Annotated in this window: 18 protein-coding genes; 4 read left to right on the top strand and 14 right to left on the bottom strand. The window is 66.2% G+C overall.

Annotation, left to right across the window (positions count from 1 at the left end; genetic code table 11):
- The first annotated feature begins 26 nt into the window (after window positions 1–26).
- Entirely contained in the window at window positions 27–656 is a 630-nt protein-coding gene (locus ABZ789_RS19560; protein WP_358427213.1) for a YdcF family protein, read from the top strand.
- Between the two features lie 9 nt (window positions 657–665).
- Here ABZ789_RS19560 and ABZ789_RS19555 read toward each other — a convergent pair whose 3' ends face one another.
- The 11 genes from ABZ789_RS19555 to ABZ789_RS19505 all read right to left on the bottom strand — a co-directional run bounded on the left by ABZ789_RS19555 (window position 666) and on the right by ABZ789_RS19505 (window position 14291).
- The gene (locus ABZ789_RS19555) at window positions 666–2414 is read right to left on the bottom strand and encodes a cholesterol oxidase substrate-binding domain-containing protein (RefSeq protein ID WP_358427210.1); all 1749 of its coding nucleotides are present in this window, start codon (window positions 2412–2414) and stop codon (window positions 666–668) included.
- 77 nt (window positions 2415–2491) lie between these two features.
- Window positions 2492–3325 carry a metal-dependent hydrolase gene (locus ABZ789_RS19550; RefSeq protein ID WP_358427207.1) on the bottom strand — a complete coding sequence of 278 codons (834 nt, stop codon included), beginning with the start codon at window positions 3323–3325 and terminating at the stop codon, window positions 2492–2494.
- A 344-nt stretch (window positions 3326–3669) separates the two neighbouring features.
- Window positions 3670–5127 (bottom strand): catalase, encoded by a 1458-nt coding sequence (locus tag ABZ789_RS19545; protein WP_358427204.1) that lies wholly within the window; start codon window positions 5125–5127, stop codon window positions 3670–3672.
- Between the two features lie 94 nt (window positions 5128–5221).
- A complete protein-coding gene (locus ABZ789_RS19540; RefSeq protein ID WP_358427202.1) occupies window positions 5222–5656 on the bottom strand; it encodes a Fur family transcriptional regulator in 435 nt (144 codons plus the stop codon).
- A 428-nt stretch (window positions 5657–6084) separates the two neighbouring features.
- Window positions 6085–6720, bottom strand: a complete 636-nt coding sequence (locus ABZ789_RS19535; protein ID WP_358427322.1) for an acetoacetate decarboxylase family protein — start codon at window positions 6718–6720, stop codon at window positions 6085–6087.
- The gene (locus tag ABZ789_RS19530; RefSeq protein WP_358427199.1) at window positions 6713–8425 is read right to left on the bottom strand and encodes a GMC family oxidoreductase; all 1713 of its coding nucleotides are present in this window, start codon (window positions 8423–8425) and stop codon (window positions 6713–6715) included. The genes ABZ789_RS19535 and ABZ789_RS19530 overlap by 8 nt, the downstream gene beginning before the upstream one ends.
- Window positions 8422–9927 (bottom strand): NAD(P)/FAD-dependent oxidoreductase, encoded by a 1506-nt coding sequence (locus ABZ789_RS19525; RefSeq protein ID WP_358427196.1) that lies wholly within the window; start codon window positions 9925–9927, stop codon window positions 8422–8424. The genes ABZ789_RS19530 and ABZ789_RS19525 overlap by 4 nt, the downstream gene beginning before the upstream one ends.
- The gene (locus ABZ789_RS19520; RefSeq protein WP_358427193.1) at window positions 9924–10502 is read right to left on the bottom strand and encodes a TetR/AcrR family transcriptional regulator; all 579 of its coding nucleotides are present in this window, start codon (window positions 10500–10502) and stop codon (window positions 9924–9926) included. Before ABZ789_RS19520 ends, ABZ789_RS19525 begins: the two co-directional genes overlap by 4 nt.
- A gap of 152 nt (window positions 10503–10654) precedes the next feature.
- Window positions 10655–11686 (bottom strand): aspartate-semialdehyde dehydrogenase, encoded by a 1032-nt coding sequence (locus tag ABZ789_RS19515; protein ID WP_358427190.1) that lies wholly within the window; start codon window positions 11684–11686, stop codon window positions 10655–10657.
- A gap of 3 nt (window positions 11687–11689) precedes the next feature.
- Window positions 11690–12955, bottom strand: coding sequence for an aspartate kinase (locus ABZ789_RS19510; RefSeq protein WP_358427187.1), 1266 nt, complete (start codon window positions 12953–12955; stop codon window positions 11690–11692).
- Between the two features lie 79 nt (window positions 12956–13034).
- Window positions 13035–14291 carry a DUF4185 domain-containing protein gene (locus ABZ789_RS19505; RefSeq protein WP_358427184.1) on the bottom strand — a complete coding sequence of 419 codons (1257 nt, stop codon included), beginning with the start codon at window positions 14289–14291 and terminating at the stop codon, window positions 13035–13037.
- 361 nt (window positions 14292–14652) lie between these two features.
- Here ABZ789_RS19505 and leuA point away from each other — a divergent pair, with 361 nt between their 5' ends.
- From leuA to ABZ789_RS19490, 3 genes are all read left to right on the top strand, one after another.
- Window positions 14653–16464, top strand: a complete 1812-nt coding sequence (leuA, locus tag ABZ789_RS19500) for a 2-isopropylmalate synthase (RefSeq protein WP_358427181.1) — start codon at window positions 14653–14655, stop codon at window positions 16462–16464.
- 149 nt (window positions 16465–16613) lie between these two features.
- Window positions 16614–17867: a MurT ligase domain-containing protein gene (locus ABZ789_RS19495; protein ID WP_358427178.1), complete on the top strand. Its 1254-nt coding sequence runs from the start codon at window positions 16614–16616 to the stop codon at window positions 17865–17867.
- The gene (locus ABZ789_RS19490; RefSeq protein ID WP_358427175.1) at window positions 17860–18570 is read left to right on the top strand and encodes a glutamine amidotransferase; all 711 of its coding nucleotides are present in this window, start codon (window positions 17860–17862) and stop codon (window positions 18568–18570) included. The genes ABZ789_RS19495 and ABZ789_RS19490 overlap by 8 nt, the downstream gene beginning before the upstream one ends.
- Before the next feature lie 3 nt (window positions 18571–18573).
- On the opposite strand, the gene ABZ789_RS19485 is transcribed toward ABZ789_RS19490, so the two are convergent.
- The 3 genes from ABZ789_RS19485 to ABZ789_RS19475 form a co-directional block, all read right to left on the bottom strand.
- Entirely contained in the window at window positions 18574–19416 is an 843-nt protein-coding gene (locus ABZ789_RS19485; protein ID WP_358427172.1) for an alpha/beta fold hydrolase, read from the bottom strand.
- A gap of 215 nt (window positions 19417–19631) precedes the next feature.
- Entirely contained in the window at window positions 19632–20102 is a 471-nt protein-coding gene (locus ABZ789_RS19480) for a rhodanese-like domain-containing protein (protein WP_358427169.1), read from the bottom strand.
- A complete protein-coding gene (locus ABZ789_RS19475; RefSeq protein ID WP_358427166.1) occupies window positions 20099–20758 on the bottom strand; it encodes a TetR/AcrR family transcriptional regulator in 660 nt (219 codons plus the stop codon). The genes ABZ789_RS19480 and ABZ789_RS19475 overlap by 4 nt, the downstream gene beginning before the upstream one ends.
- Window positions 20759–20890: the final 132 nt, after the last annotated feature.

Raw genomic sequence — 20890 nt, 5'->3', positions numbered from 1 at the left:
GCGGTCGGGCAGGAACGGATCGGCACATGATGCGACGACGCAGGGCCGCCCGGAAGAGTTCGTCCGAAGCCTTCGACGGCGCCGCCTTCCCTGCCGGGGCACGTCGCCGCCGACGGCGGTGGGTCACCATCGCCGTACTCGCGCTGTGCGCCTTGCTCGCTGCCGGCGTTCCCGTCTACGTGACCCCGCAGATCGAGATCGAGTACATGAGTCCGTATCGCCGCGCAGACGCCATCTTCGTACTCGGCGGCGCGGTCTACGAGCGTTATCCCTACGCGCTCGCACTCGCGATGGAAGGCTTCGCACCCCAGGTCGTCGTGTCGAACCCCGATGGCGCCGAGGACATCTGGCTGACAGACCTGTGCAGTCACCGACGCTACGACTTCCCGGTCAGTTGCTTCGAACCGAACCCGCCGACCACGCGCGGTGAAGCGCAGGAACTGCGCCGCCTCGCGGCCCTCAACGGGTGGACGAGCGTCATCGTGGTGACCTTCGTGCCACACATTTCTCGTGCGCGTTTCATCCTCGAGCGATGTTTCGACGGCGAACTCGTCATGGCTGCCAGCCCGGCCGATATCTCGCTGTCGTACTGGGTCTGGGCCTACGCCTACCAGACCGCGGGTTACGCACGAGCCTTGTCACACACAGGTTGCTGACGCCGGCTGTCAGGGCAGCAATCGATCGAGGAACCGGTTGCTGAACACGCGATGCGGGTCGTGTTCTTCGAAGGCCGCCAGCGCGGCATCCCATCCTTGCCCGGACGGCAGCCCCGTGCGGTACATCGCCGGCACCGTGCCCTCGAGGAAGCCCGGGTCCCGGTAACCGCCCTCGTCGTCGAACGCCCATCCTTTCGACCATTCGGATCGGAACGTCGCGTATTCCCCCGAGAAGTGGGCAGCCATCCACTGCTCCATCTCCCGGAAGAAGGCCGGCATTCCGGCGGTACCGGGGATCGACACGACATTGAGCCAGATCGCCGTGTCCCAATCCGGCCGGTCCGGCCGGGGCCGCACCGGAGACAGGTCGGGCACTCCCGCCGCATCGACGAGCACCTCACCGGCGTCGTCGACCTTGCACAGACGCACCTCGAACGGCATGTTGACGGGATACTGCCCGAGCGAGGCGTAGTGCGTCATCCGCTCGTGCAGCCAGGTCGTGAATTCGTTGATGACACGGGCGATGTTGTCGCGTCTCGTCACGACGACACCGCCCCCCGCCACCACGCGCAAGGTCGCCGCACGCAGGTAGAACAACAAGTCCTTGGACCACCCCCACAGATCGTTCGTTCCGGTCGCCGCGAGCCCTGTCGCCACCGCGCCGAACTGCGAGGCACCGAAAGCCGGTGTGACGGCCTGGGCGCCGCGCACGACCTGTCCCAGAAGGTCGGTGAGTTCTTCGGGCAGGCTGTCCGAGAAGTAATAGTTGTATGGGCCCTGCACCTCACGGGATTCGGCGGGCTTCTCCGGGGTTACCGACCAGATCTTGAGCCAGGGTGTCTCGGTGAAGGGAAACCAGATCGCCTCGACGCGTCCGTGCTCCTCGACGTATCGCTCGAACGTTCGTCCCGGAGATCCGGGCGGCGCGAACAATTCGCGCCACGGGATGTCGGTGAAACTCCGGCAGCGCAACCGGTAGTTCGCCCCTGCCTGCAAGGTCACCGAGGTGACGAAGGTGCGTCCGAGATGGGCGAGCAGAGGTCCGATCTCCGGGTCAGCCCGGCGGAATTCGCGGAGTTCGTAGACCCCGGCCGATGCATTCCACACCACGGCGGTCAGTGCGAGGACGAGGTTGGAGAGGGAGCCGAACGACTGGCCCGGAATCACAGTCTCCCCCGCTGCCGGGTAGGTGGCTCCGTGGGCCCCGATCGACAGTGCGCCCGCGATGGAGATATCGCCGATGGCCGGCGAGTTCGCCCAGCCCAGCCCCTCGGCTTCGAGCGCGGTGAGGATTGCTTCGATGCCGGCACCACCACCGGCCGTCACGCGCGGAGGTGCGGCGCCCGCATCGACGACGACGCTGTTCAGCTGCGACATGGTGTCGACCAGCACGACGTTCCCGATGTCCTGCCCGGCTTCGAGCGTGAGGGGGCTCCAGCTGTGCATCGATCCACGCGGGCGGATGCGGAAGCCGTGGGTGTGCGCCCAGTTCGCGAGGCGGACGACATCGTCCGCGGTACGAGCCGTCGCGGTCCACACCGCGTCGAACTGAATGGTCTTCGCCCAGTTGACGAACTGTTGTTGCGAGAGCGGGATGTCGGCCGGAAACTCCGGGGGCGCCGGAATCGTGGCGGCCGGGTCACCGAGCGGCACTGCGCCCGCGAGCGACCATCCCGTACCTGCAAGGACAGCCGCTCCTGCGGCAGCTCCGAGAAGACCACGACGACTGAGTGTGGGGCCTGAGACACGAGCGCTCACGAGGGCGAGTTCCGTTCTGTTCGGCGGGCACGGATCCCGTCGAAAATAGAACAAGTTCTCTTCTTGTTCCAGTGTCGCTACCGGTTTGCGGTGGTGTCATCCCAGAACGAGAGTCCTGACGCCTCCAGGGTGCCCATGATGTGCTCGGGCGCTCCGTCGATCGACCAGATCCCCATCGCGACAGCCGCAATCGTGAGAGCGGGCCCCAGGATGCCGAGTTCGAACGGGCCGCCAGCACGGATGGACAGCAGCGAGGGCAGTTTGATCTCCCACCAGCGAGATTTACGCCAGGGCACGAAGGGCGCGAGGAACGGGATGCCCTCCTTGGTGACCGCATCGCCGAGACAGTGCGTCACGCATCCGAGTGCGACCGCGATACCGAGACCGGTGGATGCGACCTCCTGGGGAAACCACGTCCAGGACAGGATCGACAGAACCGCCGCACTCAGGGTGACGACCACCCAGCCTCGCTTCTTCGCCCACGACCCGAACAGGCCTCGCAGCGCGAGACCGAGAGTGACGAACAGGACCCCGATGATCGCCGCTCTGCCGAAGTTCGCGACGAGCACCGAGACTCCGGCACCCAGCAGAGCCGCGAACAGCGCGGTGTGTGTCATGGTGCGGTGCCCGCCTCGCCGCTTCCGATCACGGCTGCCCTTCGTGAGCGAGTAGTACCCGAGCGAGATGGCGTCGACGCCCTTCGCGAAGGCCTGGCTGACGGGACCGAACGACCGCGCGACAGTCGATTGGCTTGTGTCGAGATCGGGAAGGAGGGCAGCTCCCGAGCACACCGCCGCGAAGGCGAACGTTTCAGCGGTGGACGCGGGCGCACCCCACTCGGGGGGAAGCACATCGGCGACGATGAGGCCCACCAGCGCTCCGGATACTGCATGGGTAGGACCCATCACCATGTCGGACAACACCTTTCGACGAACCGCGCGAATCCGACCCGGCGAGGCGTTGTCGGGGTCGGATCTCCAACCTAACAACCACGGTGGGCACCCTCGTCACACGCATGTTCGAAGGAAGGCAGAGCGAGTACACGGGGCAGGGTCGCCCACCGCGATCGGTGGGCGACCCTGCCCCGTGTACGGCAACCGTCGTTCGTGACGGATGATGGAGTTGTAGTTCGTCGACCGGAGGGAGATCGGCATCATGGACACCACGTGGATCGTGCTGGCCCTGGCAACCCTGATCTATCTGTGGGGTCTGCTCTGACCGCTCACCGGCTCACCACATCGGTCGCGCAGCGGGATCAGGACCCGGCGCGCACTCCGGCCTCGACGCGCTTGCCGAGTTCCTCGTCCACGTTGCGCCAGTACTCGAAGATCCGCTCGTAGAGCGCCTCCGAGGTACCGCCGAGGACGTGACCGACGATGTTGTTCACGAGTCGCTCCCGCGCCTCGTCGTCCATGACCTCGCGGACGAGCGTGCCCGCCTGGCCGAAGTCGTCGTCCTCCGGGTGTTGCACGTATCCGGCGCGAACTGCTTCGGTGCCGAAGTCCCACAGACCCTCGTCACCTGCGCGCTCCGGATCAGCGTGCGGGCCACCGAAACTGTTCGGTGCGTACACCGGCGTCTCGGGGTCGTTGAAGCTGTAGGCCATGTTGCCCTCCTTACTGTAGGAGTCGACACGGCTCTTCGGGGCGTTGACCGGCAACTGCGCGTGATTCACACCGATGCGGTAGCGATGTGCGTCGGCGTAGGAGAAAACGCGACCGAGCAGCATCTTGTCGGGCGAGAAACCGATGCCCGGCACGACGTTCGACGGTGCGAATGCAGCCTGCTCGATCTCCGCGAAGAAGTTGCGCGGGTTGCGGTTCAGAGTCATGACGCCGACCTTGATCAGGGGGTAGTCCTTCTGCGACCACACCTTGGTCAGGTCGAACGGATTGAACCGGTAGCTCTCGGCCTCCGCGACCGGCATGATCTGCACGTGGAGCGTCCAGCTCGGGAACTCGCCGCGCTCGACAGCGTTGTACAGATCGGCCCGGTGGTAGTCCGGATCCGTGCCGGCCAGCCGGTCGGCCTCGGCCTGGGTGAGGAACTCGATGCCCTGGTCGGTCTTGAAGTGGTACTTCACCCAGAAGCGTTCACCGGCCGCATTGATCCACTGGTAGGTGTGCGACCCGAATCCGTCCATGTGACGCCATGTGCGCGGCAGGCCGCGGTCGCCCATCAGCCAGGTGACCTGATGCGCCGTCTCGGGCCGCAGGGTCCAGAAGTCCCACTGCATCGTGTGGTCGCGCAGGCCGGAGCCGGGCAGTCGCTTCTGCGAGTGGATGAAGTCCGGGAACTTGATCGGATCCTTGATGAAGAAGACCGGGGTGTTGTTGCCGACGAGGTCGTAGTTTCCGTCCTCGGTGTAGAACTTCAACGCGAAACCCCGCGGGTCGCGCCAGGTGTCGGGGCTGCCCTGCTCGCCTGCAACGGTCGAGAAGCGTGCCAGCATATCGGTTTTCGCACCGGGCTGGAACAGCTTGGCCTTCGTGTAGGCGGAGACGTCTTCGGTGACGAGGAGTTCACCGAAGGCACCGGCCCCCTTGGCGTGCACGACACGCTCGGGCACCCGCTCCCGGTTGAAGTGTGCGAGCTTCTCGACCAGATAGTGGTCGTGGAGCAGGATCGGACCTTGGGTGCCGGCGGTCAGCGACTCGTTGTCGCTCGCGACGGGGATACCGACATTGTTCGTGGTGTAGCGGGCATTCGACATGGGTGACCTCCGAATACATGTGTTCCGGGTCTCGGGACACGAATCCGGCAGCCCGGCCCGTGACGGGCCGGGTTACCGGCGAAGTGAGCAGGAATCAGCTCTGGCGACAGCCGGGGCACATGCCCCAGAAGGTGACCTCTGCTTCGTCGATGACGAAGCCGTGGTCGTCGGACGGCGTCAGACAGGGGGCGGCCCCGACGACGCAATCGATATCGACGACCGTGCCGCATGCACGGCATACGAGGTGATGGTGATTGTCGCCGATGCGGGCCTCGTACCGAGCGGGCGATCCGGCAGGTTCGATCTTGCGGAGCAACCCGTTCCCCACGCACGCCTTGAGTACGTCGTAGACGGCCTGCGTCGACACCGAGCCGAGTTCGTCTCGCACATGAGCTGCGATCCGATCCGCATCCGAATGCGGATGCTCGGCAACGGTTCTCAGTACGGCAACGCGGGGAGCTGTCACCCGCAAACCCACGGAGCGCAATTGCTCTTTCGGGTCGAAGTGATGCTCGTGTCCTTGTTGCATGTCCCCAAGTATGCCCGTTTTCTGGAATAAGTCAAGAATAGGGGAATGGTGTCCGTCACCACCGGCCTCGGGTGACGATCGCCGCCGATCCGCACTCGGGGTTCGGTGCCTCTTCCGTCAGCGCGGCTCGGGCGGCCGGTCCCGGCCTCCGGGCGGAGATTCGCGGACAGGTCGCGCGACGCCCACGTCCTCGACGCTCGGCGACCGGCCGGTCAGTGCCCTCACAACAATATCGAGGTCGTGCGCGGTCAATTCATCGGACGAGGATCCGTCGGATGCAGGTCGTACAGGACGGGCCATGACAACTCCTCTGAGAAGAATCGAGTTGGTGGAGAACCGACATCGACGTCGGACGATCTGCGCTGGGTCCTGCGAAGAGATTCGATCTGTCGCGCCCTCTCCCCGTGATCCGGGGAGAGTACACGGTGTCACACCGGCCGGCCCACGATCTTCGCCGGACCTGTCGACATCCGCCCGGACGTGATCACGATCCCGTGGTGGGTACCCGGCCGGAGCCAGCGCCCCAGGGTCGGGCCCTCTGCGGCGACCGTGACCCGTGCGTAGCGAAACTTTCCCCGCAGCCGGGCCGACGCACGCTCGACCGCACCACCGGGAATCGGCTGAGCGAAGGTCAGCCCGCCGGCGATCGGCAGCTCCGGACCCTTCGGGGTGGCCGAGGTGGTGACCCGCCATCGCGCGCCCGTCGCGGAGAAGTTCCCGAGCACGTCACCGTCGAACTTCGCGAGTACCTTCGGCAACTTCCAGTGCTCACGACCACCGTGCACCGACGGTTCGGAGTCCACGGCGATGAACGGCACCGCCATGGCGGGGATCAGTCCACGACGCAGAACCGGGCTGGCCAGCACCTCGCGGTACGGACCGACCGGCGAGTCCAGATAGTCGACCATCATCGCGAGCGTGACCGGGAGTACCGGCCCGGACGGGCCGTATTCGGCAGCTTCCGGGGTGCTGCGATGCCACCACAGGGTGGCCCGCACGGTAGCCGGCCAGGGCGGTGGGGGCGACACCGGATAGTCGGTGCGTTCGTCCTCGCACTCAGGCACTGTCCAGAGCACGTGCGTTCTCCTTCCGAACGGGAATGATGGGAAGCCGCAGCGCCGCGGGCGCCCCGACGGGCACCGTCGGTCGTACCGGCTCGACGGGCTGCACGGCTTCGTAGGCCGAACCGAGCGGGGGCCTGTTGTCCCTCTCCCCCTTGTTGGGCCACAGCGCCAGCGCACGTTCGGCCTGCGCGGTGATGGTGAGAGACGGGTTCACGCCGAGATTGGCACTGACGGCCGAACCGTCGACGACGTGCAACCCCTCGTGCCCGTACACGCGCAGATAGGGGTCGACGGTGCCGGTGCGCGGCGAATCCCCGATCGCACAGCCACCGAGGAAGTGCGCGGTCATCGGGATGTTGAACAGGTCGGCGATCGAACCACCCGCATCACCGTCGATCTTGTCGGCGATACGTCGGACCGCCTCGTGCCCGACCGGGATCCATTCGGGCGGCGGGGTGCCCGGCCCCTGCTTGCTGGTCAGGCCACGGCCGAGTGGCGTACGACGAGTGGCGAGTTCGAGCGAGTTGTCGTCGGTCTGCATCACGAGTGCGATCACCGTCCGCTCGGACCAGTTCCGCACCGACAGCGACCGGAGGAAGGCCCCCGGATTCTTCGCGGCGACACCGAAGAACTTCAGCAGCCGCGGCATCCTGGTCCCGCCGTCCACGAGCAAGGCTTGGAGGAGCCCGATCAGGTTGCTGCCCTTGCCGTAACGCACCGGTTCGATGTGCGTGTGGTCGTCGGGGTGGAAGGACGAGGTGATGGCCACGCCCTTGGTGTAGTCGACGGTGCGGTCCTGCGCGGTTGCGGCGAGCACTGCCTCGGAGTTGGTCCGCACCACGGTGCCGAGGGTGGACGAGAGATTCGGAAGGTCGCCCGTCTCGCGGCTTGCGAGCAACAGTCGCGCAGTGCCGTAGGTGCCGGCCGCGATCACCACCTGATCGGCCGTGAAGACCTTACGGCGCTTCTTGATTCCGTTGGTGCTGCGAGTGTGGACCTCGTATCCGCCGCCCGGCCGCGGAACCACACGTGTCACTGTCGTGAGGGCGTGAATCCGCGCGCCGGCCTTCTCTGCGAGGTACAGATAGTTCTTGACGAGCGTGTTCTTCGCTCCCACGCGGCAACCCGTCATGCAGCTACCGCATTCGGTGCAGCCGGTGCGATCGGGCCCGGCCCCACCGAAGAACGGGTCGGAAACCGTCTTCCCGGGTTCGTCGAAGAACACGCCGACCGGGGTGGTCGTGTAGGTGTCGCCGACCCCCATCTCCTCGGCGACCTGACGCATCACCTCGTCCGCTGGACTCGTGGTGGGGTTGGGACGCACCCCGAGCATGCGCGCCGCCTGGTCGTAGTACGGCGCCAGCTCTGCTTCCCAGTCGGTGATGTGACCCCACTGCGGATCGCGGAAGAAGGGAGTGGGCGGCTTGTACAGGGTGTTGGCGTAGTTCAGCGATCCGCCGCCCACGCCGGCTCCGGCCATGACGAGGACGTCGGGCAGCAGGTGCATGCGCTGCACTCCGTAGCAACCGAGTTGCGGCGCCCACAGGTACTTGCGGAGGCGCCAACTCGTCTTCGGCAGCTCGTCGTCCTCGAAACGCCGACCCGCCTCGAGAACTCCTACTCGGTAGCCCTTCTCCGTGGCTCGCAATGCTGCGACGCTGCCACCGAATCCTGATCCGATCACCAGGACGTCGTAGTGGGTCATGCTCCCGCTCCCGCCGTCGCGCGGTGTTCGATGTAGCTCTCGGGGTCGAACTGCTTGGTTCGTGCCCGGTACTGCCACGTGAAGGCCGGCCACATCACGGAGTTGCGGCCCTTCTCGTCGATGTACCAGCTGCTGCAGCCGCCCTGGTTCCAGACGGTGTTGTTCAGTGCCGGGTCGAGGTCGGCGGTATAGCGGCGCACCGCGTCGTCGCGCACCTCCACGGCCGTGACGCCTCGCCGGTCCATCGTGCGCATCGCATCGGCGATGTAGTTCGCCTGGGATTCGAGCATGTACACGATCGAGCTGTGGCCCAGGTTGGTATTGGGTCCGTACATGAGGAACAGGTTCGGGAAGCCGGGCACGGTGATACCGAGGTAGGCCGAGGGGCTGCCGTCCCAGGTCTCGGCGAGGGTACGACCCTCGGTGCCGCGGATATGGTGCGCGACAGGCGGTTCGGTAGGCGTGAAGCCGGTACCGAAGATGATGGTGTCCACGGGGTACTCGGTTCCCTTGTCGTCGACGACACCGTTCTCGGTGACCGCCGCCAGGCCGGAGGACACCACGTCCACGTTCGGCCGCGTGATGGCGGGGAACCAGTCGTTGGACAGGAGGATGCGCTTGCAGGTGATCGCGAAGTCCGGCGTCAGGCGCTTGCGCAGTTCGGGATCGCGCACGCTCTTGCGCAGTACCTGACGGGCCCGGATCTCGAACAAGGGCAGGAAGTTCTTGCGGGCGAAGGGTTTCGTCATGCCGACGACGTAGATCTCCTTCTGGCCGTACACTGCTCCGCGCATGATCTTCTGGGTCACGGGGAAACGCCGGTAGAGCTTGCGCACCGATCGGGCGATCGCATGGTCGCGCTTGGGCATCACCCACGAAGGAGTGCGCTGGAAGAGTGTGAGCCGCTCGACGCGGTCGACGATCGCCGGCACGAACTGGATCGCCGAGGCTCCTGTGCCGATGACGGCGACGCGCTCGCCGGTGAGATCGTGGTCGTGATCCCACTCGGCCGAGTGGAACTTCTTGCCCTGGAACAACTCCAGTCCGGGAACCTTCGGATAGGTGGGAGTCGAGAGAGCTCCGGTCGCCGCGACCAGCACGTCGGCGGTCAGGTCACCACGTGAGGTGGAGATCCGCCACACGGCGCGTTCGGGATCCCACTGCGCCTCTCGCAGTTCGCATCCGAAGACGGTCCGGTCGGTCACGCCCTGCTCACGCGCGACACGACGCAGATATGCGTAGATCTCCTGCTGGGTGCCGTGCGCTCGCGACCAGTCGGGCTCGGGAGCGAAGGAGAACGAGTACAGCGCGCTGGGAACGTCGCACGCAGCACCGGGATAGGTGTTCACGCGCCACGTTCCCCCGACGTCGTCACCACGCTCGAGAACGAGGACGTCGGCATCGGGGTTCTCGCGCAACAGTGTTGCGGTCATGCCGATACCACCGAAACCCGCACCGACGACGAGCGTGTGCACGTGATCGGGAAGCAGTGCGAGACTCATTTCATCACCAGAGCCTTCCAGACGGGGAGCAGGCGCTCCCGGAACTCTCGATCGGATTCGGGCGTGCGCATCAGAGCCGACACCGCGAAACCTCGTGCCAGCTCGATGCTCAGGTCGATCGCCTCGGGCGATACCAGGTCGCCCATGATCTCCAGGCACCCGACGCGCAGCGCATCGGACACCTTGCGTTCGAGGGGAATCATCGCCTCGTGCAGGGACGGATCCGTCCGGCCCGCGACCCACAACTCGAGCGCCGCATAGAACAGTGGCCCGGAGAAGGCCTCCATCAGCGCCTCGAAACCACGCTCGGGCTCGGGACGCGTTTCGAGGATCTCCCTGAGCCGCTTGTCGACGAGATGCTCGACCGCCGCAACGACGAGGCTCTCCTTCGTCGGGAAGTGGTGGAGCTGGGCACCTCGCGAAACTCCGGCACGTTTGGCGATGCCCTGAGTACTCGTGCCCGAGTAGCCGTGCTCGACGAGGGAGTCGACCGCGGCGTCGAGCAGCTTCGCTCGGGTGGCGGCCGTTCGTTGCGCCTGGGTGCGAGTTCCGTGCGGCGCAGTGTCCTGGATCACGTCAGGATCGTAACCGCCGTGCAACAAACAGTCCAGACTGCTTGTAAATAATTCTCGAGAACCCGGACATTCGCCTCCTCCCGGTAACAAAACGAGCGGGTGGCCCTCGGAAAGAGGTCCACCCGCTCGCCCGGGTCGGAAGACTCGGAATGCTAGACGAGAAGCTCCGCGATCTGGATCGTGTTCAGAGCTGCACCCTTGCGCAGGTTGTCACCCGAGACGAACAGGGCGAGCCCACGCCCCTCGGGGACACCCGGATCCTGGCGGATACGACCGACGAGCGAAACGTCGTCGCCCGCTGCGGCGAGCGGAGTGGGGACGTCCACGAGACGGACGCCGGGAGCGTTCGCCAGCAATTCCTGCGCTCGCTCGACCGACAGCGGACGCTCGAACTCCGCGTTGATCGACAGCGAGTGGCCCGTGACGACGGGAACGCGCACACACGTGCCCGACACCAGCAGGTCCGGCAGACCGAGGATCTTGCGCGACTCGTTGCGCAGCTTCTGGTCTTCGTCGGTCTCACCCGATCCGTCGTCGACGATCGATCCGGCGAGCGGCACCACGTTGAACGCGATGGGGGCGACGTACTTGTTCGGGGCCGGGAAATCGACGGCGTCACCCGCATGGACGAGCTTGTCGGCATCGTCGGCGACGGCACGGACCTGACCGACGAGTTCCTCGACGCCCGCGAGTCCGCTACCGGAGACCGCCTGGTAGCTCGACACGATCAGACGCGTGAGCCCGGCCTCGTCGTGCAGCACCTTGAGCACCGGCATCGCAGCCATCGTCGTGCAGTTCGGATTGGCGATGATGCCCTTCGGCGGATTCTTCACCTGCTCCGGGTTGACCTCGCTCACGACGAGCGGAACCTCGGGGTCCTTGCGCCATGCCGAGGAGTTGTCGACGACGATCGCACCAGCCGCCGCGAACCGCGGAGCCTGCTCCTTCGAGAGGGTGCCGCCGGCCGAGAACAGGGCGATGTCGATGCCCTTCAGATCCTCGTCGGAGGTCGCCGCGACGTCTTCGACGACGATCTCCTCACCGCGGAACGACAGCTTCTTACCGGCCGACCGGGCCGACGCGAAGAACCGCACATTGTCGGCGGGGAAGTTGCGCTCCTCGAGGAGGGTGCGCATGACGATGCCGACCTGGCCGGTCGCGCCTACTACCGCAATCGTGGTCATGATCTACCGTCCCGTTCCGGCGTGCACGACGGCTTCCTCGTCGCCACCGAGTTCGAATGCTGCGTGCAGTGCGCGCACGGCGTCGTCGAGTTCGTTGTCGTCGACGAGCACGGAGATGCGGATCTCCGACGTCGAGATCAGGTCGATGTTGATTCCGGCGTCGGCGAGAGACTCGCAGAACTTGGCGGTGACGCCGGGATGGCTCTTCATACCGGCACCGACGAGGGAGACCTTGCCGATGTGATCGTCGAAGAGCACCTGGGTGAAGCCGATCTCGCCCTGCTGCTTGGTGAGCAGTTCCACCGCGCGCGGTCCGTCGCTCTTCGGGCACGTGAAGGTGATGTCGGTCTTGCCGGTCTCGACCTTGGAGATGTTCTGCAGCACCATGTCGATGTTGATCTCGGCATCGGCGACGGCACGGAACACCTTCGCGGCGTAACCGGGGGTGTCGGGAATACCGACGACAGTGATCTTGGCTTCGCTGCGATCGTGCGCAACGCCGGTGATCAGGGCCTCTTCCACGGGGATGTCCTCCATCGATCCGGACACGATGGTGCCGGGCTTGGTGGTGTACGACGAACGAACGTGCACGGGCACGTTGTAGCGGCGGGCGTACTCCACGCACCGCAGCATGAGAACCTTCGCGCCACATGCGGCGAGCTCGAGCATCTCCTCGAACGAGACCTTCTCGAGCCGCTGAGCGTCCTTGACGATGCGCGGGTCCGCGGTGAACACGCCGTCGACGTCGGTGTAGATCTCGCAGACATCGGCGTCGAGCGCGGCGGCGAGCGCGACGGCGGTCGTGTCCGAACCGCCACGACCGAGAGTCGTGATGTCCTTGCTGTCCTGGCTGACACCCTGGAAGCCGGCCACCAGCACGATGCTGCCCTCGTCGAGGGCGGTGCGCACACGGCCGGGGGTGACGTCGATGATCTTCGCCTTGCCGTGGCTACCGGTGGTGATCACGCCGGCCTGCGAACCGGTGAACGAGCGGGCCTCGGCACCGAGCGAATGGATCGCCATCGCGACGAGAGCGTTCGAGATGCGCTCGCCCGAGGTGAGGAGCATGTCCATCTCACGGGCCGGCGGGGCCGGGCACACCTGTTCGGCGAGGTCGAGCAATTCGTCGGTGGTATCTCCCATAGCGGAGACGACGACGACGACGTCGTGGCCCGCCTTCTTGGTCTCGACGATCCTTTCAGCGACGCGCCGGATCCGCTCGGCCGTCGCGACCGAGGATCCTCCGTACTTCTGGACGACGAGTGCCACGCTGGCCAACCTCCGGGTCTCGGGTAACAAGTCCAGTGGCCCAGCTTACCGACCGTGGCTTTCGCCTAGCCCAGGCATGTCAGGAAAGTGTCGTGTGCAACAGCATGACGTTGTAGTCGCTCCATCGCGAGGCGGTGAAGTAGAGATCCGAGCCGGACGACCAGGGGTGGATGAACGGGGCGTAGAGACCGCCGATCTGCCGATGGGTGACGAGCACGCGCGCCTCGCTCCACGGTCCTTCCGGTCGCGGGGCCGTCCTCATCTCGATCGCGCCGCGGCCCTCGTTGCCGTAGAGCATGACGAATCTGCCGTCGAGGAACTGCACCGACAGCTCCCCCACGGTGGGTGGCACGACCGGTATCGCCGCGGCGGCGTCGCCGGGGATCCATCCGCTACCGCTCCAGTACTCGTACGCGGCCAGATCGAGGACGGCGGCCTCGGGTACGCGCGAGACGAAGGCCGCCCCGAACCGGCCCTGCGGTGTACCGAAGTCGTAGACATACCCCTCGTGGCGGACGTACGCGTGCTGCTGGAAGTTCCCGTTGCCCACCGACACCTGCTGCACTGTGGGTACGTCGAGGGGCAGATTTATCCGTGCGGTCTCCGGTGCGATCTGCCAGGTCTCACCGTTGTCCCTCGAACTCGCGATCATCGACGCGTTGGTCTGCCAGTGCCCGTGATCTCCCCAGGAACGTACCGACATGAAGTTGACGTACTGAATGCCGTCGACGGCGATACCGGCCGTGGGGACGACGGTGATCTCGAGACCGTCGATGCCGAGACTGCCCACCAGTTCGCGTGAGGTGTCGGGCGCCCACGGCAGCACGGGTGAGCCTGCACGCGGGTCGCCGGGCACCGGACCGGGAACGTCGATGCCGTCCGAGAGGTCGTCGTCGGAGGTACGCATCAGGACGTTGTGCCGCCATTGCTGGTTCGGCAACGAACAGTTTCCGAAGGTGTCGCCGAAGGCCATCAGGACCTGGCGGTCGTCGCCCTGCGCGCCGTTGTCCCACATGATGCCGAGATCGGTTCCGGAGATCGAGAACCGGTCGTAGGTCCGATTGTGGCTGCGGGGACCGGTGACCCAGGCCACCGTACGCGTCGGGCCGGCGCCGAGTACGGGAAGCGGCCCCTGCGGTCCTTCGGGCGCGCCTCCCCCGCCTCCCGACCCGCTACTTCCGATCCGGGGGCCGGACGAACCCGTCCCGAAGGACCCGGAACCGAGCGGACCCGAGCCACACGGCTCGGCCTCCGCCTCCGGCGCCGTGACCGACACGAGTCCGGCCGCGAGCAACGCACTGCACGCCCCGGCAACGATCGTCCGCAACGATCCCATCGATGCACCCTTCACCCTCGCCCGAGCGTTACAGATGTTTCCGGTGTTACTCATGGTTTCCGAGTTGCACTCGATCACGCTAAGGGCACGACAGCCGCTACGTCCGCCGACTTCGTATCGAACCGATCACGGAATCGCTGCTTTCCGCAGCAGGGCCCGGACCTGCGGATGGGCGTCGATTCGGGAGGAGCCACTTGGCCACCTCGTCGATGGGCGCGATACACTTCACGTCATGCAGCGCGTGCTTCTCCTCGGCCGCCGCGGCGGGAACTGACCAGACCGGCTTCCCGTCGCGGGGTTTCGACGCGCCGGTCGATCCTCGATCTGGGCCCACAGGTCCCCTTTCTCTTTGGAGTACGTCATGTCACCCGCCGACGCTTTCACCTCCGGCTCGCGCACCATCACGCCCCCGAGCAAGCCCGCTCCGGCCGATCAGCCGTCGTGGAACAAGCAGAAGAACTCCTCGATGCCGACCTACCGGTACCGGCCGTTCGCCGAAGAGGTCGAGCCGATCTCGCTGCCCGACCGCACCTGGCCCGACAAGATCATCGATCGCGCTCCGGCGTGGTGCGCCGTGGATCTGCGCGACGGCAATCAGGCGCTGATCGACCCGATGAGCCCTGCCCGCAAGCGCCGCATGTTCGATCTGCTCGTGCGCATGGGGTACAAGGAGATCGAGGTCGGCTTCCCGTCCGCGAGCCAGACCGACTTCGATTTCGTCCGCGAGATCATCGAGGACGGCGCGATCCCCGACGACGTCACCATCCAGGTCTTGACGCAGTCCCGCCCCGAACTGATCAAGCGCACCTTCGAGGCGTGCGCCGGGGCGCAGAACGTGATCGTGCACTTCTACAACTCGACGTCGATCCTGCAGCGGCGCGTCGTGTTCCGGGCCGACAAGGAGACGATCAAGAAGATCGCGACCGACGCCGCCGAGCTGGTACTCGAGGAAGCGAAGAACCACCCCGACACCAACTGGCGCTGGGAGTACTCCCCCGAGTCGTACACGGGTACCGAACTGTCGTACGCCAAGGAGGTCTGCGACGCAGTCGTCGAGACCCTCGGCGCGACCCCCGAGAATCCGGTCATCATCAACCTGCCGGCCACTGTCGAGATGGCCACGCCGAACGTCTATGCCGACTCGATCGAGTGGATGCACCGCAACCTGGCCAAGCGCGATTCGATCATCCTGTCGCTGCACCCCCACAACGACCGCGGCACCGGTGTCGCTGCTGCCGAGTTGGGATACCAGGCCGGCGCCGACCGCATCGAGGGCTGCCTGTTCGGCAACGGTGAGCGCACCGGCAACGTGTGCCTGGTCACCCTGGGCATGAACATGTTCAGCCGGGGCATCGACCCGCAGATCGACTTCTCGGACATCGACGAGATCCGCCGCACCGTCGAGTACTGCAACCAGCTGCCCGTCCCCGAGCGTCACCCCTACGGTGGCGACCTGGTCTACACCGCGTTCTCCGGCAGCCACCAGGACGCGATCAACAAGGGCATGGACATGATGAAGGTCGACGCGGAGGCCGCGGGTGTCGATGTCGACGATCACACCTGGGCCGTGCCCTATCTGCCTATCGATCCGAAGGACGTCGGCCGCACCTACGAAGCCGTGATCCGCGTGAACTCGCAGTCCGGTAAGGGCGGCATCGCGTACATCATGAAGCACGACCACGGCCTGAACCTCCCGCGCCGCTTGCAGATCGAGTTCTCACAGGCCGTGCAGAAGGTCACCGACGGTGAAGGTGGCGAGGTCAGCCCCAAGGAGATGTGGGACATCTTCCACGAGGAGTACCTGGCCCCGATCACACCGCTCGAGCGCATCCGGCAGAAGGTCACCGCGGCCGAGACCGACGACGGTGAGGACACCATCGCTGCGGTGCTGAAGGTCGATGGCGTGGAGAAGGAGATCTCCGGCGCCGGCAACGGCCCGCTGGCGGCCTTCGTCGACGCTCTCGAGACGCTGGGATATCGAGTGGCCGTCCGCGGTTACGCCGAGCACGCCATGTCCGCAGGCGACGACGCCAACGCTGCCGCCTACGTCGAGGCCGACATCACCCGCCCCGACGGCACGACGACACTGGTGTGGGGTGTGGGTATCGCCCCGTCGATCACCACGGCGTCGCTGCGCGCGGTGGTCTCCGCAGTGAACCGCGCACATCGCTGACCCTTTCTCACACGAATGCGGTGGACCTTCCCGGTCCACCGCATTCGTCGTCCCTGGATCCCGTCCCCGCCGCGGACGAATGGCTCGGCGACCCGAGTGATCGACCTCCGGCGACACGGCCTCCCCGGGGCTGTGAAACACTCGCCGACGTGGGAACCAGCACCGGAATCACCGCACGCGGCCGACTCGCACTTCGGGCAGCCAAGGCCGCCGCGTGGGCGTCCCAGAAGGCCGGACGCGGTAAGGGCTCGATGATCGGAGGGCTCGTCGCCCTCAAGATCGATCCGGAACTCATGAGACAACTCGGCCGAGGCCGGCGAACCGTGCTCGTCACCGGCACCAACGGCAAGTCCACGACCACCCGCATGACGGCCGCCGCACTCGAGACCATCGATTCGGTCGTCACCCAGGCCGACGGCGCGAACATGGATGCCGGGATCGTCGCCGCTCTCGCCACCGACCTCGCGGCACCCCTCGCCGCGATCGAGGTCGACGAACTCCACACCCCGCACGTCGCCGACGCTCTCGACCCCCGGGCGATCGTGCTGCTCAATCTCACCCGCGACCAGCTCGACCGCGTCGGTGAGATCAACATGATCGAACGGAAGCTGCGCGAGGGTCTGAAACGACACCCCGACGCCGTGATCATCGCGAACTGCGACGATGTCCTCGTCACCTCTGCGGCCTACGACAATCCGAACGTCGTGTGGGTCGCCGCAGGCGCGGGCTGGGCCAACGACTCCGTGAGCTGCCCCCGCTCGGGCGAACCCATCGTCCGGGAGGGCAACCACTGGTACAGCACCGGTTCGGATTTCGCACGACCGACGCCCGACTGGTGGGTCGACGACGAGAACCTCTACGGCCCGGACGGTCTCGTCCTTCCGCTGACTCTCACCCTTCCCGGCCGCGCGAACCGAGGCAATGCCGCCCAGGCGGTCGCTGCCGCTGTGGCTCTCGGCGCCGATCCCGCCAAGGCCGCTGCGGCGGCATCGGTCGTGGAAGAGGTCGCCGGCCGCTACAAGACCGTGCAGGTGGGGCCGCACTCGGTGCACATGCTGCTCGCGAAGAATCCGGCCGGCTGGCAGGAAGCCCTGTCGATGATCGACCCCACCGTCGACGGCCTGGTCATCGCCGTCAACGGACAGGTGCCCGACGGCGAGGATCTGTCGTGGTTGTGGGACGTACGCTTCGAGCACTTCGAAGGCGTGCAGGTGGTGGCGGCCGGCGAACGCGGCACCGATCTCGCGGTCCGCCTGACCTATGCGGGGGTCGAGCACACTCTCGTGCCGGATCCGCTGAAGGCCATCGCCTCGTGCCCTCCCGGTCGCGTGGAGGTACTTGCCAACTACACCGCGTTCCGCGATCTCAACACCGCAATCGCGAGGAGAGCTGCCCATGTCTGAGTCGACCGTCCGTATCGGACTCGTCCTGCCCGACGTCATGGGCACCTACGGCGACGGGGGTAACGCCCTGGTGCTGAGGCAGCGTCTCCGGATGCGTGGCCACGATGCCGAGATCGTCGAGATCGGATTGAACGATCCCGTTCCCGAGTCCCTCGACCTCTACACACTCGGTGGGGCCGAGGATGCCGCGCAGCGACTGGCCACACGGCACCTGCTGCGCTATCCGGGGCTGCAGCGCGCGGCCGAGCGCGGAGCGCCGGTCCTGGCGATCTGCGCCGCGATCCAGGTGCTCGGGCACTGGTACGAGACGTCCTCGGGCGAACGCGTCGACGGTGTCGGGATGCTCGATGCGACCACCTCGCCGCAGTCGACGCGTTCGATCGGGGAAATCATCATCCGGCCCACCCTCTCCGGGCTCAGCCTGCCGCTGACGGGATTCGAGAACCACCGCGGGGGAACGACTCTCGGACCCGACGCGACCGGACTCGGTCGCGTGGAACGCGGTGTCGGAAACGGAGTCGGCGACGGACTCGAAGGCGCGGTGCAAGGTTCGGTGATCGGAACCTATCTGCACGGTCCCGTGCTCGCCCGCAACCCCGAGCTCGCCGACCATCTCCTGATGCGCGCTCTGGGCGTGGACTCGCTGCCGGCCCTGGACCTTCCCGAGGTCGACCTGCTCAGGCAGGAGCGCTTGCGCGCCTGAGCTTCAGCCGTGTGCGGCGACGTGCTCGATCACCAGTCGCGCGAGTTCTTCCGGCTCCTCGTCCGGGATCCAGTGACTCGTGCCGGCAAGGATACTTGCTCGGTAGGGGCCGCTCACGTAACGGCCGGTCGCCTCGACGCCCACCGGCCCGATTGCGACATCGTTGTCGCTCCAGATCATCTGGGTGGGCACCGTGACGGTTTTCAGCGCCGCCCTCGGCTTCCACAGCGGCACCGCCCGATACCAGTGCACGCCACCGCGAACCGCCGCCGGATCGGTCAGCCGCGCCGCATCCCGTTCGGCTGCCTCGGCCGGCTGCCCGGTACGACGCAATACGACGGTTGCAATCTTCTTGCTGCTCAACAGGATCTCGGGGATCCAGGGCAGCTGGAAGGCGAGGATGTACCACGAGCGAAGCAACTGCAGACTCGTGGCGAACGAGCGCAGGAACGCGCCCGGATGCGGAACGGACACGGCCGTGAGGGCGCGGACGAGATTCGGCCGGCGCATTGCGAGAGCCCAGGCGACGATCGCTCCCCAGTCGTGACCGACGACGTGTGCGCGCCCGCCCGGTACCGACTCGACGAGCGCCACGACGTCGTCGACCAGGAGGTCGATGTGGTAGTCGCGCCGGCGACGCGGACGGGCACCGGGCGAGTAACCGCGCTGATCGAGTGCGAAGGTGCGATAGCCGGCCGCATGCAGACGAGGGGCGACCTCGCTCCACGACCGTGAGTCCTGCGGGAATCCGTGGAGCAGGACGATCGGCTCCCCGTCCAGTGGACCCTCGTCCCGCACATCGAATCGCAACCCGTCTCGTTCGACGGTCGTGATCCGTTCCCCCATCGGTGTTCCTCCCAGCTGTCCGGCACCACGGTCTGACGCTCGGTAGCGAATCTACCTCCGGACAGGGGTTCGGCCCGGGGATTTCGCCTTCGCGTTCTCCGGGCCGGATCTCTGCTTCACGAGCTCTTCCATGTCGTCCGCGGACGTCTCGAGCTCGATTCGCACCTTCGATGTTAGCTACATCACATCATGGATGCAACCTTCGGCAGCGCCGTTCATACCGAGGCGAGCGGATACCCCAGGGTCGCCCAATCGTGTAGCCCACCGCGGTAGTAGACGAGCGCGGACGCCGGATATCCGGCCTCGATCAACTTCCGGATCGCGTCCGGCGACTGGGGACATTGAGGACCGTTGCAGAAAACGATCGTCGTCCGTGCGGTGTCGAGTTCGTCCTTCCGCGCGACGATGTCGTCGTGCGGGATGTTCACGGCACCGGGGAGGGTCACACCGCTTCTGGAATCCGGCACCCGTGTGTCCACCAGTACCGCACCTCCGTCGAGCAGTTCGATCACCTCGAGTTCGCCGACGGTCGCCACTCCCGCCTCCACGTGGAGGGGTTGCACCTCACCCCAGGTGGTCTCCACCACCACACGATCGGCTTCACCCTCCGCCGGCCGCGGGACGTTCTGCGGGTCATCTTGGCGCGTACGGTCGGCCCGCCGGATCTGCTGCTTCTCGTTCGTCACGAACCGGACTCTACGGGGCCTCGGCCGCTTTCCCGCGGGACGCGGCGCTCCCACTCCCACTGGGCGAGGATCGCCGTCCCCATCCAGCGACGCAGGTAACGGCGCAGCTCGTCGTCCGAGCGTGGCGGTGTTCCGGGCGAGACGAAGAACGATTGCATCGTGCGCAGCACGTACTCGACCAGCTCGGCGAGCGAGTCGTCGTCGTAGCCGTAGCGTTCCCAGTCCACATCGAACCGCTTGATCATCGCCATACCGAACATCCACGCCTCCTCCGAGGCCAGCGCCTCGGGGTGCGGGTTCGAATAGCTGCTCGACAGCAGGATGCCGAGGTGCGGAGTGCGACGCACTTCCGCGAGCGTGTAGACGACACCTTCCGTCATGGCCTCGACCGGATCACCGATCCCCGCGACCTGCCGGGTCAGTCGCTCGAGGAAGCCTTCGACCGAAGCCATGGCAGCGGCACGCATCAAGGCATCCGCGCTCGGAAAGTAGCGATACACCGTCTGGCGGATCACACCCAGCGACTGCGCGACGTCGGCGATGCTGATCTCCGTGCCGGTCCGATCGATGAGCTGGACGGCAGCGGCGACGATCCGCTGCGAAGCCTCCTGATCGCTGGCTGGAGGACTTCCACCCCACCCACGTCTGCGTGCCACTTCTCGCATCCTCGAACCGTCGTCTGGAGAAAGCCCGACGGTAACACGCACGACCTCAGCAGATGCCGCCCGAAACTGTTCCCGCGAGCGAATGGGACACCTATCATACACATGACGTATTTCGTGTATGGT

The sequence above is a fragment of the Rhodococcus sp. NPDC047139 genome, assembly GCF_040643435.1.
Taxonomy (GTDB): Bacteria; Actinomycetota; Actinomycetes; order Mycobacteriales; family Mycobacteriaceae; genus Rhodococcus.
Note: the sequence above shows the minus strand (reverse complement) of the source record. Positions and strands in the feature narration are given on the sequence as shown.